Origin of the sequence: Kitasatospora sp. MAP5-34 (assembly GCF_029894335.1) — a bacterium.
Taxonomy (GTDB): domain Bacteria; phylum Actinomycetota; class Actinomycetes; order Streptomycetales; family Streptomycetaceae; genus Kitasatospora.
Window position 1 is genome coordinate 1 of the sequence record NZ_JARXZC010000007.1, and the last position, 16,333, is coordinate 16,333.

The 16,333-nt window shown below is 69.3% G+C and carries 15 protein-coding genes; 5 read left to right on the forward strand and 10 right to left on the reverse strand.

Features of this window, described 5'->3' with window-relative positions; all coding sequences use genetic code 11:
- Positions 1-957: 957 nt before the first annotated feature.
- From P3T29_RS09050 to P3T29_RS09060, 3 genes are read left to right on the forward strand one after another with little or no spacing between them, the layout of a single operon-like run.
- Entirely contained in the window at positions 958-1,527 is a 570-nt protein-coding gene (locus tag P3T29_RS09050; RefSeq protein ID WP_280715781.1) for a TetR/AcrR family transcriptional regulator, read from the forward strand.
- Positions 1,520-1,867, forward strand: coding sequence for a nuclear transport factor 2 family protein (locus P3T29_RS09055; protein ID WP_280715782.1), 348 nt, complete (start codon positions 1,520-1,522; stop codon positions 1,865-1,867). Before P3T29_RS09050 ends, P3T29_RS09055 begins: the two co-directional genes overlap by 8 nt.
- A complete protein-coding gene (locus P3T29_RS09060) occupies positions 1,864-2,175 on the forward strand; it encodes a TfoX/Sxy family protein (protein ID WP_280715783.1) in 312 nt (103 codons plus the stop codon). The genes P3T29_RS09055 and P3T29_RS09060 overlap by 4 nt, the downstream gene beginning before the upstream one ends.
- A 420-nt stretch (positions 2,176-2,595) precedes the next feature.
- Here the strand turns inward: P3T29_RS09060 and P3T29_RS09065 are convergent, their stop codons facing one another.
- Together P3T29_RS09065 and P3T29_RS09070 are read right to left on the reverse strand one after the other, a co-directional pair.
- A complete protein-coding gene (locus P3T29_RS09065) occupies positions 2,596-4,020 on the reverse strand; it encodes a DUF234 domain-containing protein (protein ID WP_280715784.1) in 1,425 nt (474 codons plus the stop codon).
- Positions 4,021-4,468: 448 nt separating this feature from the next.
- Positions 4,469-5,755 carry an MFS transporter gene (locus P3T29_RS09070; RefSeq protein WP_280715785.1) on the reverse strand — a complete coding sequence of 429 codons (1,287 nt, stop codon included), beginning with the start codon at positions 5,753-5,755 and terminating at the stop codon, positions 4,469-4,471.
- A 146-nt stretch (positions 5,756-5,901) separates the two neighbouring features.
- Between P3T29_RS09070 and P3T29_RS09075 the strand changes: the two genes are divergently transcribed.
- Positions 5,902-6,810 (forward strand): winged helix-turn-helix domain-containing protein, encoded by a 909-nt coding sequence (locus P3T29_RS09075; protein ID WP_348532806.1) that lies wholly within the window; start codon positions 5,902-5,904, stop codon positions 6,808-6,810.
- Positions 6,811-7,381: 571 nt separating this feature from the next.
- On the opposite strand, the gene P3T29_RS09080 is transcribed toward P3T29_RS09075, so the two are convergent.
- The 6 genes from P3T29_RS09080 to P3T29_RS09105 form a co-directional block, all read right to left on the reverse strand.
- Positions 7,382-8,176, reverse strand: coding sequence for a GntR family transcriptional regulator (locus tag P3T29_RS09080; RefSeq protein ID WP_280715787.1), 795 nt, complete (start codon positions 8,174-8,176; stop codon positions 7,382-7,384).
- Positions 8,177-8,775: 599 nt separating this feature from the next.
- On the reverse strand, positions 8,776-9,624 hold the full coding sequence (locus P3T29_RS09085) for an ABC transporter permease (RefSeq protein ID WP_280715789.1): 849 nt from the start codon (positions 9,622-9,624) through the stop codon (positions 8,776-8,778).
- Positions 9,625-9,626: 2 nt separating this feature from the next.
- Positions 9,627-10,595, reverse strand: coding sequence for an ATP-binding cassette domain-containing protein (locus P3T29_RS09090; RefSeq protein WP_280715790.1), 969 nt, complete (start codon positions 10,593-10,595; stop codon positions 9,627-9,629).
- Complete coding sequence (locus tag P3T29_RS09095; protein ID WP_280715791.1) at positions 10,592-11,485, reverse strand: DUF4097 family beta strand repeat-containing protein; 894 nt, start codon at positions 11,483-11,485, stop codon at positions 10,592-10,594. Before P3T29_RS09095 ends, P3T29_RS09090 begins: the two co-directional genes overlap by 4 nt.
- 90 nt (positions 11,486-11,575) lie before the next feature.
- Positions 11,576-12,115 (reverse strand): hypothetical protein, encoded by a 540-nt coding sequence (locus tag P3T29_RS09100; protein WP_280715792.1) that lies wholly within the window; start codon positions 12,113-12,115, stop codon positions 11,576-11,578.
- Between the two features lie 279 nt (positions 12,116-12,394).
- A complete protein-coding gene (locus P3T29_RS09105; RefSeq protein WP_280715793.1) occupies positions 12,395-13,084 on the reverse strand; it encodes an alpha/beta hydrolase in 690 nt (229 codons plus the stop codon).
- A 351-nt stretch (positions 13,085-13,435) separates the two neighbouring features.
- On the opposite strand from P3T29_RS09105, the gene P3T29_RS09110 reads away from it, so the two are divergent.
- Positions 13,436-14,926 (forward strand): alpha/beta hydrolase, encoded by a 1,491-nt coding sequence (locus P3T29_RS09110; RefSeq protein ID WP_280715795.1) that lies wholly within the window; start codon positions 13,436-13,438, stop codon positions 14,924-14,926.
- Between the two features lie 202 nt (positions 14,927-15,128).
- Here the strand turns inward: P3T29_RS09110 and P3T29_RS09115 are convergent, their stop codons facing one another.
- Together P3T29_RS09115 and P3T29_RS09120 are read right to left on the reverse strand one after the other, a co-directional pair.
- Positions 15,129-15,953, reverse strand: a complete 825-nt coding sequence (locus P3T29_RS09115) for a hypothetical protein (protein ID WP_280715796.1) — start codon at positions 15,951-15,953, stop codon at positions 15,129-15,131.
- The gene (locus P3T29_RS09120; protein WP_280715797.1) at positions 15,950-16,294 is read right to left on the reverse strand and encodes a PadR family transcriptional regulator; all 345 of its coding nucleotides are present in this window, start codon (positions 16,292-16,294) and stop codon (positions 15,950-15,952) included. The genes P3T29_RS09115 and P3T29_RS09120 overlap by 4 nt, the downstream gene beginning before the upstream one ends.
- Positions 16,295-16,333: the final 39 nt, after the last annotated feature.

Consider the following 16,333-nt stretch of genomic DNA (forward strand, 5'->3'; position numbering starts at 1 on the left):
GCTGAACGTGAACTCGACACTCACATCCTCGCAGGCCGGGAGCACCCTTCCTTGATCACGTCACCGCGCGAGCCACTGGCGCTGAATATCCGAGGCCTGTGTTCCGCTAGGACTTGCTGGTTATGAGTGCCGGCCACGTGCGCCTCTCAGCGGGGGATGTTCCCGCATGGTAGTACGCGCGGCGGGCGTCTGCTGGTGCTTCCCTGGAGAGTGGGACGGAGCCTGTGAGACAGAGGCCTTGCGGCGCAAGGAGAGATCGTCAGAGAGACCGAGCTCGGCAGACCCGCAGCCTTCTACACGCCCTCGAGACCGAGAAGAAGCGCCAGGAGAGCACGCGTCAGACCATCGGCGGGTTTGGCAGCTCGGAGGCGAAGTACAGCAGCAAAGTACAGCAACCGGGCCGTCCAGCAGTGACCACTGGCAACCCTGGCACCACCTATGACCTGCGCAGATGACCTCAGCGACCACGCTGCCTGTAATTCGGGACGAAGAGGCCGTGGGTTCAAATCCCGCCACCCCGACCCAGTAACACCAGCTCAGGGCCGGTGTCCTTCACAGGACACCGGCCCTGACTGCTTGTCGGGGAGCGCTCTGGAGAAATCTGGGAGAGAGTCCTAAAAGCCCTCTCCCGGAGATGCCCTCCTGACGGACACTCAGCAGGGCCGCGAAGGCAGACGTGGATGAGTCCGTGATGGAGCGTGCCGCGAACTCATCGCCTCGGCGACCGCCAAGGCAGCCGCAGCCAGGTACCGGCGTGCGCACGCGGCGTTCCCAGTCGTGTCCGTCCGACTGCTCAGCATCGCCCCCCCGTTCACCCAGGGAATCTCGTAGCTCGGCCGATCCCCGTGGATCTTCCACCGGGAGCGGCCGGCCCGGCTAGCGTGCTATTTTTGTGAGCAGTCGTTCAACTACTGGAGGGTGGCTGTGGGACGCAGACAGCTCTGGGACCCGGCAGAGGTGCTGACCTCCGCCATGCGGCTCTTCCGCCACCGGGGTTACCTCGGCGCCTCGCTGCGGGACATCGAAGAAGCCACGGGGCTGCACCCGGGCAGCCTGTACCGGGCCTTCGACAGCAAAGAAGGCCTGTTCCAGGCCGCGCTGGATGCCTACAACGACCAGGTGGTACAGGGCCGGGTCCAGGTCCATCTCCTGGAGCCGGCGGACCCCGTGGCGGGCATCCGGTCGTTCTTCACCTCGGCATTCGAGACCGGTCTCGATCCCGATCCGGGCTGCCTGCTCACCAACACCGCCGTGGAATCCTTCACCGTTCCGCAGGCCGCCGCAGGGGTGCGCCGTGGCCTGGAGGCGATCGAGTCCGGGTTCGCTGACGCCCTGACGCGCGCCCGCGCTCTGGGCCGGCTGTCGGCGGATCTGGACGTCGAGATGGCGGCAACCCAGCTACTGGCGCTCTATCAGGGCCTGCTGGTGCTCGTCCGGTCCGGCACGCCCGCCACCAAACTGCACACGATCACCGATGGCGCGATGGCGTCGATCGGCCCCGAGAGAAAGAGGGACAGTGATGAGTGACTCACAGCAGCTCTGGGAGAACTACGCCGCATGCTGGTCGGCCAACCCCGGCGAGCGGATCACCGCGCTCGGCGCGGTCGCTGTCGATGAGGTCGCCTACCGGGACCCGGGGACAGAGGTCAGCGGTCTGGCCGAGCTGGCCGCCTACATGGCCGGATTCGCCGGAGCTTTCCCCGGTCACCGGTTCCGCATCGACGAGGTACTCGAGCACCACGACCGGTCGCTCGCACGCTGGACCCAGCTCAGCGAGCAGGGCGAGGCCGCCATGACCGGCATGAGCACCGCGCTGCACCGCGACAGCCGGCTCGCCGACATCACCGGGTTCTTCCTTCCCGCATGAGCGGATCCCGCAGCCTCGCCGAGCACGTCGCCGACCAGCTGGCGCCGCTCGGCGCGGTCACCGTCCACCGCTACTTCGGCGGGTGGGCGGTCCGCAGCCACGGCAGGCAGTTCGCGATGGTCATGGACACCCTCTACTTCCGCGTCGACGACGCAGCCCGCTCCTCCTACGAAGAAGCCGGGTCAGTGCCGTTCAGCTACCGTGCCGCAGGTCGCGAAGTGGTGGTGCGCAGCTACTACAGCGTCCCGGCGGAGGCGATCGACGACCGTTCCGAGCTGTGCGCCCGGGCTCGCGCGGCACTCGCCTGATCGGCTGGCCCTCGTCGCTTGCCCGTGCGCCAGAACCCACCTGTGGCCACCGACCAACCCGGATCGTCAAGGGGCCAGAAGTACAGCAGCGAAGTGCAGCAACCTGGGCAGCCAGCGCCAACTTCCACCCCGCCTGACACCGTCTCTGACCTGCACGGATGACTCAGCGACCCCGCTGCCCGTGATTCGGGACGAAGAGGCCGTGGGTTGAAATCCCGCCACCCCGACCCAGTAACACCAGCTCAGGGCCGGTGTCCTTCACAGGACACCGGCCCTGACTGCTTCTCAGAAGCCCCTCTGGGAGAAGTCCGGGAGAGGATCTTGGATTTCTCCTACGGTCAGAGTGCCTGCGTCCCGCTGCTCAGCCAGCTTCGTGATGTCGCCCGCTCCGCTCGGCAAGGCTCATCAGAGAGCTACCGATCAGCGGGCGCGCCAGGCGCCGAGCAGTTCATCTGGTCCGTACGTTGCCTGGAGCCCTGCACAGCTGACGCCGCTTCGGGAGACCGCGACGAGCGGGATCGGGTCGTCTGTGAGCGCGGCCCTGTGCTTGTGCAGGGCGGCCAGGTCGTGAGCGTCGAACGGGGATGTCTCCAACCACTTGATCGACCCCAGAAACAACAGCTGCTTGGCAACGGGCTGACGATCAGCTCCAACGAGATCGATCTCGACGTCGTTACTACGGGTCCAGTAGCCACCGACGGCCGGGGCGGCCGGCAGATCGCTGTCAGGCAGGATACGAACGAGCGACTCACGAATCAGGGGCTCGACGGCGCGACCTCGCCAACTAGGCCACTGCTCTCGGACTCGCGCCAGAGTGAGGTCACCACGCATGCGCTCGATCTCTGCCATGTGCGGATCCAGGAAGGCCAACCAGAAGCGCAGGTACGGGTCCGCCACCCGGTAGCGACGCTCCTTGGAGGGGTGCAGGGCGATCGGAAGCTCGGCCGCCACCACACGCTTGTCGATCAGCAGGTCCGCTGCCCTGGTGAGAGTGCTGTGCGCGATGCCGCCGGCGGCACGGGCGATGTTGGTGAACGTCCGCTCGCCCGTCCCGATCGCTCGCAACACCTCCCGGCCCATCGCCTGCGGAGGGAACTCGGCAGCCAGCGACCGCTCGGCCGAAACCAGAAGCGCGGAGATCGGATTCTCCAGTGCTGCGCCGAGGAACTCCCACATCGAGGCGCCGACCGGCCACTCTCGGCAGATCAGTGGCAGCCCACCTGTGATCAGGGCGGCGTCGAAAGCAGTCGCGGGCTCCAGCTCGAGCATCTCGCTAAGATCAGCCGGATTGAGCGGCCCGACGACCATCTCGCGTCCGCGCTGATGGAACGGCCGGTCGTAGCTGTTGAGCGCCTCCATCATCGACAGATCCGAGCCGACAAGCAGAAGAAGGACGGGCTTGCGACTGAGCAGTCGGTCCCACGCCCGTTGGAGCATGCCCTCGAAGGCATCGATGCGCTCCATGAGGTAGGGCACCTCATCGATCACCACCACGCTGGGTGAGTCATCGGGCAGGATCTCGGCAAGCAGCCGGAAGGCAGCGTTCCACTGGGTCGGCGCCTCCTCCGCGAAGAGTGCCTTTCCCGGCAGTGTGGAGGTGGCGACCGCGTCGAGCAGCTCCACCAGTTCATCCTCGGCAGATCCGCCGCCGGCTGTGAAGAACAGCTGAGGGACCTCCGCACGCCGCAGGAACTCTTCGACCAGCGTCGACTTCCCAACCCGTCGGCGCCCTCGCATGAGCAGGCACTGACCGGGCTGCGCGGCGTCGGCACCAGCTTCTCGGACCTCATCGAGTGCGTGGTCCAGGATGCGCAGTTCTCGACCCCGACCAATAAACCGATGCACGTGGGGACCCCATCAGGTGGCGGAGACAGCGACTGCTAGATAGTAGCGCTAGAGATAGTATCTCACCGGAAACTATCTGTCCCTTGCGCGCGCCCGTGTCATCACACGCACCCCTCGAACCGCACATGCCGGAAGTACAGCAGCGAAGTACAGCAACCGGGGCGCCCAGCAGTGACCGCCAGCGCACCTGACGCCTCCTCTGACCAGTGCAGATGACCTCAGCGACCACGCTGCCCGTGATTCGGGACGAAGAGGCCGTGGGTTCAGATCCCGCCACCCCGACCCAGGTCAGAGGCCCTATCGGAGAGATCCGGTAGGGCCTCTGACGCGTTGGCCGCGCCAAAGTACAGCAACCGCCCCGACCGTTGGTGGCCTTCATCGACCGCCGGGACAGGCAGCCCGTGTGCGAGCCAAGCTGACGGCGCGTCGGACAGTCGGCCGAGATGTGTCACTTCGGCAGTGCGTGCGTGGTCCGCAGTGGTGAGAAGAAGATCGGCACCCAGACCACGGCCAGCCCCACCGCGCCCACCCACAGCGCCGCCCGGACGCTGACGGCCTGGCCGAGGAGTCCGGCCAGGGCGGAGCCGACGCAGAGCGCGCCAGTCAGCACGAACCGCATCGTGGCGTTCATCCGGCCCATCATCACGTCCGGTGTCACGCTCTGCCGGAAGCTCACCTTGAGCACGTTGTCGATGCCGACCTTGAAAGTCGTCACCAGCCAGGCCGCAGCGGCCAGCCAGAGAGCCGGTCCACGGTCGATGAGCGCGACGGGTATCCCGAACGGCGCCACACCGAGCCCCATCATCCACAGCACCCGGCCGGCGCCGAACCGCCCGGCCAGCCGACGGGCGGAGAGCGAACCGAGGAAGACCCCGACGCCACCGACCGCGAAGAACAGGCCGAGAACCCAATCGGGCAGTCCCAGCTCGCGGGTGACCAGGACAGGCAGCATCGTCTGGCAGAGCTGGATCGCCAGGTTGGTGCAAGCCCCTGCGACGGCGATGGGCCGAAGCACCGGGTCGGCGAAGACGAAGCGCAGGCCCGCGCGGACCTCGCGTACGAGATTCGCATCAGCCCGGCGCACCGGGAGCGGATCGGTTCGGCGGATGCCCAACAGGCACATCGCCGACCACAGGTAGCTGACCGCGTCGACGGCGACCGCCACCGGTGCGGTGACCACCGACAACAGGAAGCCACCGGCGCTGCGTCCGCTGACCTGAGTGAGCGCATCCGCCATCACCAGGTGGGCGTTCGCCTCACTCAGCCGGTCCCGTCCGACCAGGTCCGGGAGATGGCTCTGGGACGCCACGTCGAAGAACACCGTGGCTGCGCCACTGACCAGCACCACAACGTAGAGCTGACGGAGCGTGAGAGATCCGAGCCCCCACACGATCGGCACGGAACTCAGGGCGGCGACGCGGATCAGATCGGCGGTGATCATTACGCTGCGCTTGCGCATCCGGTCGACCCAGGCTCCGGCGGGCAGGCCGATCACCAGGAACGCAAGAGTGCTCAACGTCGACAACAGCCCGACCTGAGCCGGGGAGGCGTTCATCGCTGATACCGCGACCAGGGGAATCGCGAGGTAGCTGACCGAGCTGCCGAGCTTGCTCATCGCGGCGGCGGCGAACAACTGCCGGAATGCTCGGTCGCGGAACAGGGAGCGGGGCGGGCTGGGCTCCGTGGCCGGCGCGGAGGGCGGCACGGAGAGCAGTTCCTGCTGAGCTGTAGTCATGAACCGACCATGCTGGCCTTGGGCGCGCCGGCTCCACGAATTTAGACTGTGCTGAATCGAAACGGGGGTCCGGCATGCTCGAACTGTCTTTCACTGCCCAAGACCTGGCGCATACCCGGTTCGCGTTCTCCCCACTGTGGGAGGTCGTGGCAAGCGTCAAGGTACTGAAAGACCCGGTCGGCCACTCGCTCTACCGGCCCTGGGCCGAGCAGGTCCGACCACGACTCGCGGCATCGGGTCTGGACTGGCGGCTGCTCGCCGAGCTCCTGCCCCAGCCGCCCAGGACGATCCCGGTCTTCATCGCCCCGCCGCCCTCCACTCCAGAACCCGATCTCGGTCTGGAGCTGGCGGTCCTTCGCAGCACGCCGGCCGAACGGGTTCGGGCGGGCCTCGATGGCCTGGGCAGTCCGAGTCCGAGGCGCATCGAGGCACTCCGAGCATCTCCCGAGACCGGGCTGGTCGAGCTCTGCGGGATCATCGAGTCGTACTGGGAGCTCGCACTGGCTCCGTACTGGCCGCGCATGCTCACGCTGATGAAGGGGGACGCACTCCATCGGGCCAGACTGCTCGCCGAGGGTGGCGCACATCGACTGCTCAACGATCTCGACCCCGCCATCACCTGGACGGGCGAGACACTTCAGGTGCCCCACCGACACACCTCGGGCACCAAGGGGCTGGGCGGGCGCGGCCTGCTGCTGGTGCCCTCCGTCTTCGCCTGGCCCCGGGTCTACTCCATCACCAGCCCGAGCTGGCAGCCGACGCTGCGCTACCCTCCGCGCGGCATCGCCACCCTGTGGGAGCGCACGGAGACACAGACGCCCGAGGCCCTCGCGGCGGTGGTCGGCCGATCCCGGGCGCTGCTCCTGACTGAGCTGCACGCCCCGGCCTCCACCACCGACCTGGCCCGGCGCACCGGTCTCACCGCGGGCGGCGTCTCCCAGCAACTGACCGCGCTCCGGGCCGCCGGGCTGGTCAGCGCCCACCGCACCGGCCGGTTCGTGCTGTACGCAAGGACCAGCGCGGCCGAGGCCCTGCTTCAGGCCGCCGTCAACTGATCGGTACAGCAGCGAAGTACAGCAACCGAGCCGTCCAGCAGTGGCCGTCAGCGCCCCTCGCACCACCTGTGACCTGCACAGATGACCTCAGTGACCACGCTGCTCGTCATTCCGGACGAAGAGGCCATGGGTTCAAATCCCGCCACCCCGACCCAGTAACACCAGCTCAGGGCCGGTGTCCTTCACAGGACACCAGCCCTGACTGCTTGTCGGGGGCCACTCTGGAGAAATCCTGGAGAAATTTCATTGAGCCCTCTCCGGAAGGGACCCTACTGACCGGCCCTCAGCAGGAGATCGAGCTGCCACATACCGTCATGGCGGACGACGAAGTACAGCTGCAGCACCACGGGTCACTCCGGTCTCCGGCGGACGCCGAGCAGGATGAGCGCTGGGTCGAGGACGGCCCGCTGATCCTGGTCGGCCGCAAGATGCAGGCGATGGTGAAGATCCGAGCCGAGTTCGGTGTCGGCATCCGTGATGGGCTCGATCTTCTCGGCCGACGCTACGAGAAGCTCGGGCGTGACCGCCCGGATGACTTCTCGGCGAGCCCTGAGCAGTACTGGGACGGCTTCTACTCCTGGGTGCCCGGCGCTGCGGGCGGCTCCTGGCTGCCGGCCGCAGCGGGAATGTCGATCTCGTACGACAGCCGGAAGTGCTCGGCCGCGAGCACGATGTCGGCCGTCTCGACGGCGAGTTCGCCCGCCCGGTGGGTCCGTTCGATGACGAGCACGGTGGAGCCGAGCGGGATTCCGAGTCGCTCGGCCTCTGCTTCGAGTACCGGGCGCGACGCGACGTCCTCCGTCACCCGAGTGACTGTGATGCCGATGCTCGCCATGCGTTCCGCGACTCCGCAGCCCGCCAGCGGGCCGAGTTCGGGGAGCACCACGTCCGTTCCATCGGTGACAGCCAACGGCTCCCAGCTCGTTGCGAGTTGGACCGGCCGGCCGTCAGCCCGGAAGACGTACTGGGACTGCAGGATCGGAGCGCCGTCGGCCAGCCCGAGGCGGGCGGCGAGCGAAGCGGTCGCGTACGTCTTCAGCGAGCTGCCGGTCCAGGAGGGGTCGACACCCCGCGCGGCACTCTCGGCCGCGAACGGACTCCCGTCGGACTGGTCACGCCCCCGGGCCATCCGCACCTGAACCGGCCGGGCCCGGACGTAGGTGCCCGACCCCGGCCGGCCCTCGACCAGGCCCTCGGCGGTCAGGACGCGCAGCGCCTGACGGACCGGCTGCTCGGACAGGCCGTGCTCGCGGCACAGGTCGGCGATGCTCGGCATCTTCGAGTCCGGCTCGCGGGTGCCGGAGAGGACGTCACCCCGGAGGGCATCCGCCAGCCGCAGGTACGCCGGTCGTCCCAAGTCCCCCACGAGTAATCCTTTCTCACGGTTTCTCAGGTCAGCTTGGCAAGCTCGGATGCTAGCTTTCAAGCTCGAATTCGAGCATTGCTCAATGTGATTTATCTGCGCATTTACCGACGCGGACGGATCTTCGCCGTGCATTGCAGCATCCGATTTCAAGGGGTCCCGGAGGCGCTCGGGCGGCCGGACAGCTGGTCTGCGACGCGCTCGGCGACGGCCGGCCGTCCGACCGACGGGGGCACACCTACGCGGCTGGTCACCCTCAGTCAGAATGGGTCGAGCTAGCACCCCGGCAGGGCCGGCACTGGAGGGGCCCTGGCGGGAGAGACGCAGCGGATCACCGCCGTCAAGCACCCGTTCGCGCTACGCCGGGCGGCGAGGACCGACCGTACGGCCGGCCGGCGCTCCTGGCCGGTGCCGGTGCGGTCCGGATGGCGTCGCGGAGATCCGAGTCCGGCCCCGGACCCGGACCGGGGTAGGAAGCCTGCAAGACGACAGCAGGGCCCTCATGATCCGAGGGCCCTGCTGTGCTTCGTCATCCGTTGTCCGGGGTGTTCCGCCGCGCTCCGCGCGTCCTGCCATCAACTCGCCGTCAGCTCGCTGTCAGCTCAGAGTGCCTTCGGCTCCCGCTCGTACAGCCGCCGCGACCAGGCGTACGACAGCACCGCGACCCCGACGCACCAGGCGATGGTGATGATCAGGTTGTCGCCGATCTTCGTGCCGGTCAGCAGTCCGCGCAGCGTCTCGTTCACCGGGGTGAACGGCTCGTACTCGGCGAACCAGCGGATCCCCGTCGGCAGGGAGCTGGTCGGGACGAACCCGCTGCCGAGGAACGGCAGGAGGATGAGGAACATCGGCGAGTTGCTCGCGGTCTCCACGCTCTTGGCCGACAGCCCCAGGCCGACGCACAGCCACGTCACGGCGAAGGTCAGCAGCAGGACCACGCCTGCGGCGGCGAGCCACTCGGCCGCGTTCGCGTGCGGCCGGAAGCCGACGGCCAGCGCGGCCGCGGTGACGACCACGACGCCGATCAGCGTCTGGACGGTCGCCCCCACGACGTGCCCGGTCAGCACCGATGACCGGGCGACGGCCATGGTCCGGAAGCGGGCGATGATGCCCTCGGTCATGTCCTGCGCGACGGCGATCGCCGTGCCCTGCGCTGCTGCGGTCACGGCCATCAGGATGATCGCCGGGGCGACGTAGTCGGCGTACGCGGCGCGGCCGCCGTGCAGGCCGGCGGGCATCCCGCTGCCGAGTCCCGACCCGAGCGTCCCGCCGAAGACGTAGACGAACAGGAGCAGGAAGACCAGCGGCATCAGGGTGACCATCAGGGTCAGCGACGGATAGCGCTGCATGTGCCGCAGGTTGCGGCGCAGCATGATCCGCGCGTGGACGAGGGCGTGCGTCCGGGTGTCGGCGGTGTCGAGGCCGGTGTCGGACATCGTCGTGGTGCTCATCGTCAGGCTCCCTTCTTGCCCGTGAGGGCGAAGAAGACGTCGTCGAGATCGGGGGTGTGCACGGTGAGCGACTCGACCTCGACCGAGGCGTCGTCCAGCTGCCGCAGCAGCGTCCGCAGGGTGCTGACGCGGCCGTCGCCGGCGAGTTGGAGCGTGAGCGCGTCGTCGTCGCGGCCGGTCGGGGCGAGCAGCAGTGCGGCGGCGTCGAGTTCGGCGCGGTCGGCGAAGGCCAGCTCGATGTGCCCGCCGGGGATGCGCGACTTGAGCTCGGCGGGCGTCCCCTCGGCGACGATCCGGCCGCCGTCCAGCACCGCGACGCGGTGCGCGAGTTGGTCGGCTTCGTCCAGGTACTGGGTGGTGAGCAGGATGGTCGTCCCCTCCGCGACCAGCCCACGGATGATGTCCCACATCGTGTGCCGGCTGCGCGGGTCCAGGCCCGTGGTCGGCTCGTCGAGGAAGATCACCTTCGGGTTGCCGACCAGGGTCATCGCCAGGTCGAGCTTGCGCTTCATGCCGCCGGAGTAGGTCGAGGCCGGCTTGCCCCCGGCCTCCGTCAGCTCGAACCGCTCCAGCAGTTCCTCGGCCCGCCGGCGTCCGACGGCCTTCGGCAGCAGGTGCAGATCGGCCATCAGCATCAGGTTCTCGCGGCCGGTGAGGTAGCCGTCGATGGCGGAGAACTGGCCGGTGACGCCGATCGCGCGCCGGACCGCCTGCGGGTTCCTGGCGGGGTCCTGGCCGGCGATGCGGATCTCGCCGGCATCGGGACGGAGGTAGGTGGTCAGGAGGTGGACGGCGGTGGTCTTGCCGGCCCCGTTCGGGCCGAGCAGGGCCAGGATCGTGCCCTGCGGGACCGTCAGGTCGATACCGTCGAGCACGGTCTTCCTGCCGAAGGACTTGCGCAGGCCACGGGCCGAGATCGCGGCGACGGCGGTGGTCGCGCCGGTGGTGGTGGTGGCTGTCGTGGTGTTCACGCCTGGTCCTCCAGACGGGCCGCACGGCGGATGGTGACGTCGCCGAGCTTGGTGCCGGCGTGGACCTCGACCCTGTCGACCGGATCGCCGGCCTGGGGGGCGGCGGAGGCGGCGAGCTCGTTGTAGACACGGCCGACACCGGAGTTCAGCTCCAGCCAGGCGGCGCTGCCCGCACGGACGCCGACCTCGACGCCGCCGTTCTTGGACGTGGCGGACACCTTGCCGCGTACGACCTCGCCGATCCGCACCCCGCCGTTGGAGCTGGTGGCGGTGATGTCGGACAGCGCGCGGTCGACGGACACCGAGCCGTTGGCGGCCTTGATGTTCGCGGGACCGGTGACGAGGCCGACCTGCACCTTCCCGTTGGCGGCCGAGACCTCGGCGGTGCCGTCCACTGCGCCGATCCGGATGTCGCTGGAGCCGCTGTGCACCTCGGCAGAGCCGCTGACACCCTGGACGGTGATCTCGCCGAGACCGCTGCGGAGGTTCAGCGGCCCGGTCTCGGCGAGCCGGAGGACGCCCATGTCGGTCTTGAACACGACGGCACCGAGCACGCCGTCGGAGGAGAGGTCGCCGAGCCCGGCCGCGCCCCGGACGTCGGAGTCGGTGGGCAGCTGGATGACGACGTCGATCGACTCGGGGCGCTTGCTGCTGACGCCGACGAACCGGTTGAGGCGCTTGCGGGAGACGATGCTCAGCGTCCGGGTGGCGTCGTCGTACTCGACGCGGGTGCCCTCGGCGGCCTTGACGTCAGCGGCCTTCTTCGGATCGCTGGGGCGGACGTCGACGATCGTGTCGGTGCGGTCGGAGACCGCGAAGCGGACATCGGCGACGTAGAGGTCGAGGGTGACGGAGATCGGGGCCGGGGTGTTGAAGGTCGAAATGGACATCTCGGGTTCCTTACCAGGGTACGGTTGGTTGAGGTTCTGCTCGGTGCCTGATACCTGGTGCGCGGTGGTGCGGGAGGCCGGGCGACCGGGTCAGCGGGCCCAGCCGGTGTATTTCTGTCCGACCCGGCCGGGCTGCTGCACGGCGGCGGCGGCCGGCGCGGCCAGCCGGCCCTCGTTGGCCAGCCCGGCGGCGGCGGCCCGGACGATCCAGGTATTGACGGAGAGCCCACCGGCGGCGGCGGCGTCCTCGATCAGAGCCTTGATGTTGCCGGGCAGCCGCAGGTTGATCCGGACCATCGCGGCGTCGTCGCCCTCGGCGACAGGCAGCCGCACGTCGCCGAGGCCGGCCACGGCGTCGGCGACGGCCGGAGCGGCGGGCACGGGTGCGGGCGGCGGCGTCACGACGAACCCGGCCGCCCCGCCCCGCAGCCGGACATCGACGTAGCCGGGCGCGAGCTCGGCGGAGATCTCCTCGGCGGCGGCGGAGAGCGCCTCCAGCAGGGTGAGTCGCACGGCGGCGTCGAGCGGCGGGAGCAGCCGGTCGGCGAGCGCGCGGGCGTCCTCGCCGCCGACCTCGGCTGCGGTCGTCAGCTCGCGGCGGAGGTTTTCGACGTACTGGGTGAGTTCCATGGCTCTAATGTGGCACCACTTTGGCTCCTATGCAAGCCCTTCTGGCTCACCTTGGCGTTTTGGCAGCTCAGCCGTGGTGCCATGGATGTCACGGATGCACGGATGTGGCGCCAAACAGCACCACGCGACACCAGGTAGTGGTGCCGCGTGGTGTCGTGTGGTGCCAAGCTGTGCCAAGCCGTGCCGGGTGACGTCCGGTGATGCTGCCTTTCGCTCGTCCCGCGGCTACCGGCCTTCCGGACGGCTGCCGTCAGGTGGCCGCCATGACCCCTGGAGTTTCTAGACCGACTGAGCGGCGGCGCGGATCGCGTCGAGCACCAGTTCGGGGTTGGAGAGCATGGTGACGTGGCTGGTGTCGGCCTCGACGGTGGTGGAGCCCATGCGCTTGGCCATGAAGCGCTGCAGCTCCGGGTTGACGGCGTGATCCTGCTTGGCGACGACGTACCAGCTGGGCTTCGACTTCCAGGCGGGATTGTCGGTCTTGGCAATCCCGAGCAGGTCCGCGATCGGCGCGCCCTGGGTTGCCCAGACGAGCTGCTGGTCCTGCTCGGACAGGTCCCCGCAGAAGTGCGAGATGCCGTCCCGGGCGATCCAGATGCGCCCGTCCTCGACATCGAGGTGGGAGAACAGCGGCGGGGCGTCGTACTTGGCGATCAGGTCCTGCACCGTCTCGCCGGCGTCCGGGCCCAGCGCGGCGATATAGACCAGTCCGGCGACGCGGCTGTCGGTGCCGGCCGCAGTGATGACGAATCCGCCCCACGAGTGCCCCACCAGGATGGCCGGGCTGCTGACCCGCGCCAGCGCACGGGAGACCGCGTCGACATCGCCTTCCAGTGTCTCCAGGGTGTTCTGGGCGGACACCACCTCGTACCCCTCCTGCTGCAGCACGGGGATCACCTTGCTGAAGCAGGAGCCGTCTGCCCACAGACCGTGGGCGAATACGATGCTCGGCTTGGTCGGCGTCGACATGGCGTGCTCCTCCGCTCGGCACGGATCGCGGGTCCGCGCTCTAACTGGGACTCCACCTCAGGAACAGCCGGGGCGCACCTCAAGAAACCCAAACCGGGTATCCCGAGCTGTGGTCGTACACGGCAGCCGCCGCTCCGGGGCCACCAGCAGCAGCCCTGCAGGGCCACGCCCTCCTCCTCGAAGAGCGGGAGCAGCCGCGCAGGTGCTTGCGGTAGGCGGCGAGCGCCGGCCGCCGGCCGGCCCGACACCACCCGGAGAGCTGTCCCTGGCGGCCGGGGTAGGGCAATCCCCACCCCGGATCAACCGGGTGCCCCGATGGGCCTGGCGCTCCTGGCGGAGAAGACTCGACGCATGCGAAACCTCCATCGGACAGCGGCACTTGTGGCCGCCGGCGCCGTCCTGGCCCTGACCGTCCCGAGCGCGGCTGCCGCACCCCGGCCCGCACCACCCGTACCGCTCGAGTGGGGCAGCTGTGCGGGAACCGGTCTTGATCCCCATCAGCAGTGCAGTACCGTCTCCGTGCCGCTGGACTACCGGGCCCCGCGCGGGCCGAAGATCACACTGGCGGTGTCGCGCCTGACCGCCGCCAGGCCGGAGCTGCGCCGGGGCGCGCTGCTCATGATCCCCGGCGGACCGGGTAACCCCGGTCTGGGCGGGCCGTCCAGCGCGGCCAAGCGGCTGCCGCAGTCGGTGCTGGACCGCTACGACGTGATCGGCTTCGACCCGCGCGGGGTCGGGCAGTCCGCTCCGGTCGACTGCGGGTTGGCGCACGACGACCTGTCCATGACGAAGCTCCGCCCCTGGCCCGCCCCCGACGGCACGATCACCGACAACCTCGCCACCGCCCGGCGGATCGCCGAGACCTGCGCCCGCAATGGCGGCCCGGTCATCCGCACTATGAGCACCGCGAACGAGGCGCGCGACATCGACCGGATCCGGCAGGCCCTCGGGGAACAGCGGCTGTCGGCCTGGGGTGAGTCGTACGGCACCTACGCGGGCGCCGTCTACGCCACCATGTTCCCGCAGCACACCGACCGGATCGTGCTGGACAGCAACGACAACCCGGACCCGAGCCGGGTGGGGCGCGGCTGGATGGCCGGCTTCGACACCGGAGCCGAGGACCGCTTCCCCGACTTCGCCGCCTGGGCGTCCGCCCCCGGCAACCCCGACCGGGTGGCCGAGTCCCCGCAGGCCGTCCGCGCGCTCTATCTCGACCTGGCGGCGCGGCTGGACCGGCAGCCGATCCCCTGGCCGGGCGCCAACCCGGCGACGCTCAACGGGAACGTGCTGCGCGAGGCCATGCTGGAGAGCCTCTACGCCGACGCCAAGTTCCCGGCCCTGGCGCAGTTGATACTCGCCGCCCAAGGCACCCGGCCGCTGCCGCTGCCGTCGACCCCACCCGACCAAGCTCTGCAGAACACCGTCGCCGCTGCGGTCGGGACGTTCTGCGACGATGTCGCCTGGCCCGGATCGGCCACCGACCTCGCCCGTGCGGTCGCAGCCGACCGGGTCACGCATCCGTTGACGGCAGGCATGCCCGTCAACGTGATGCCGTGCACCTTCTGGCCGTACCCGCCGGCCGAACCGGCGGTTCGGGTCACCCCGGACGGCCCGTCGAACGTCGTACTGGTGCAGAACCTCCGCGATCCCGCGACGCCCTACACCGGGGCGCTGAAGCTGCGTCAGGCGTTCGGGAACCGGGCCAGGATGATCGCTGTCGACTCGGGCGGCCACGATGCGTACCGGGCCAACGGCAACGCCTGCGGCGACAGCCTGGTGACGAACTTCCTGGTCACCGGTCGGCGCCCGGCCCGGGATGCCTTCTGCCCCGCACGGCGATGACCGGGAGCCCGTCCGGCGCCGAAGAGTCCGAACCCGGCCCGACGGTCATCGCGGTGTCCCGGCCTTGTCGCACAGTCGGTGCAGCAGTGTGAAGCAGCAGGGTGAGCGGCAGGGCGGGGTTGGAGGCGGCGACCGGGGTCAGGACGCCGCCTCCGCACCGGGTGGGGTCCGAAGGTGCGGTCCGGAGGCGAGTCGGAGGCGATCAGGCGTCCCCGACGCCTGCGGTGGCCTCGCGCTTCAGGCGGTACCAGCCGATGGACAGGCCGATCGGGGCCGCGATGACCGCGCCGATCAGAATCGGGAAGATCACGTGGTCTCCCCCGTAAGAGGCTGCCAGCCCACTCGCGACCGCCGAGACCACTCCGGCGACCAGCATCTGCTTCAACTTGCCCCGGTACGTACGGCCGAGGAAGAGCTGCCGGTCCGGCGGGGCCAGCAGCTCGTCAAGTCCTGCTGCAGGACCGGAAGTTGCCGCCTTCGGGCGCTTGAAGTACATGAAGTACAGCCACTGGGCGCACGGCTCCCAGCCGTCCGGAGCGAGCCCGGCCGCGACCGACTCGCGCTCCTTCGCGTTGTTCGCGACCTCCCGCCGGTACTCCCATCGCAGCGCCGCACCCGGCTCGCGGCGGCACAGGAAGCGGCCGAGCCGGTCGAGACCCTCGACCTCCCAGCCCTGGTCGCCGTAGTGGTTCAGGTACTTCCGGTCGGAGTAGGCGTCGGCGGTCCACCTCCAGGTCTCCGCAGCCGCGTCGGGCTGCTCGTCCGTACGCTCCTGGGTGAGGCGCGCCGCGAAGACCTCCGGCGCGCCGAACTCCTCGTACGCATCGGGCGATCCGCTCTCGGCCAGGTAGCCGGTGAGGTCGGTGACGGTCGCCGTCACGTCCTGTTCCGGCAGGCCGGCCGCGCGCAAGTGCCCGGCGAGCTCGGCGAAGTAGCCACCACCTGCACCGACCGCACCGACCGAGCCGGCCTCGTTGCTGCTGCTGCTGTTACTGCCGCTGTTACTGCTGCCATTGCCGCGAATCACGATGCTCCCCCTGGATGTGCGCTCAGCATGGTCCTGACCGTGGTGTGGAACTCCAGCCACGACGCGCCCTGTTCGGCGAGTGCCTGCCGGCCCTCGTCGGTGAGCCGGTAGTAGCGGCGCCCCGGGCCGCGCTCGGCGACCCTGAACTCCCCTACGGCCAGGCCGGCTTCCTCCAGCCTGTTGAGCACCGGGTAGAGCGTCCCGCCCTTGATCTCGCCGAGTCCGGCTCCCGCCAGGGCCTTGGAGATCTCGTATCCGTAGCTCTCGCCCTCGGTGAGACAGGCGAGGACGAGGAGGTCAAGGACACCCTTGAGCCAGCTGGATCTGCGGTCTGTGGCCATGCATGCATTCCATCACCACCTAGGTAGGAATGCAACCTA

Excerpts from the sequence above, each read along its gene's own strand:
- P3T29_RS09105 (WP_280715793.1), bottom strand. The coding sequence starts at position 13,084 with ATGTCGACGCCGACCAAGCCGAGCATCGTATTCGCCCACGGTCTGTGG.
- P3T29_RS09070 (WP_280715785.1), bottom strand. The coding sequence starts at position 5,755 with ATGACTACAGCTCAGCAGGAACTGCTCTCCGTGCCGCCCTCCGCGCCG.
- P3T29_RS09100 (WP_280715792.1), bottom strand. The coding sequence starts at position 12,115 with ATGGAACTCACCCAGTACGTCGAAAACCTCCGCCGCGAGCTGACGACC.
- P3T29_RS09055 (WP_280715782.1), top strand. The coding sequence starts at position 1,520 with ATGAGTGACTCACAGCAGCTCTGGGAGAACTACGCCGCATGCTGGTCG.
- P3T29_RS09085 (WP_280715789.1), bottom strand. The coding sequence starts at position 9,624 with ATGAGCACCACGACGATGTCCGACACCGGCCTCGACACCGCCGACACC.
- P3T29_RS09110 (WP_280715795.1), top strand. The coding sequence starts at position 13,436 with ATGCGAAACCTCCATCGGACAGCGGCACTTGTGGCCGCCGGCGCCGTC.
- P3T29_RS09095 (WP_280715791.1), bottom strand. The coding sequence starts at position 11,485 with ATGTCCATTTCGACCTTCAACACCCCGGCCCCGATCTCCGTCACCCTC.
- P3T29_RS09120 (WP_280715797.1), bottom strand. The coding sequence starts at position 16,294 with ATGGCCACAGACCGCAGATCCAGCTGGCTCAAGGGTGTCCTTGACCTC.
- P3T29_RS09060 (WP_280715783.1), top strand. The coding sequence starts at position 1,864 with ATGAGCGGATCCCGCAGCCTCGCCGAGCACGTCGCCGACCAGCTGGCG.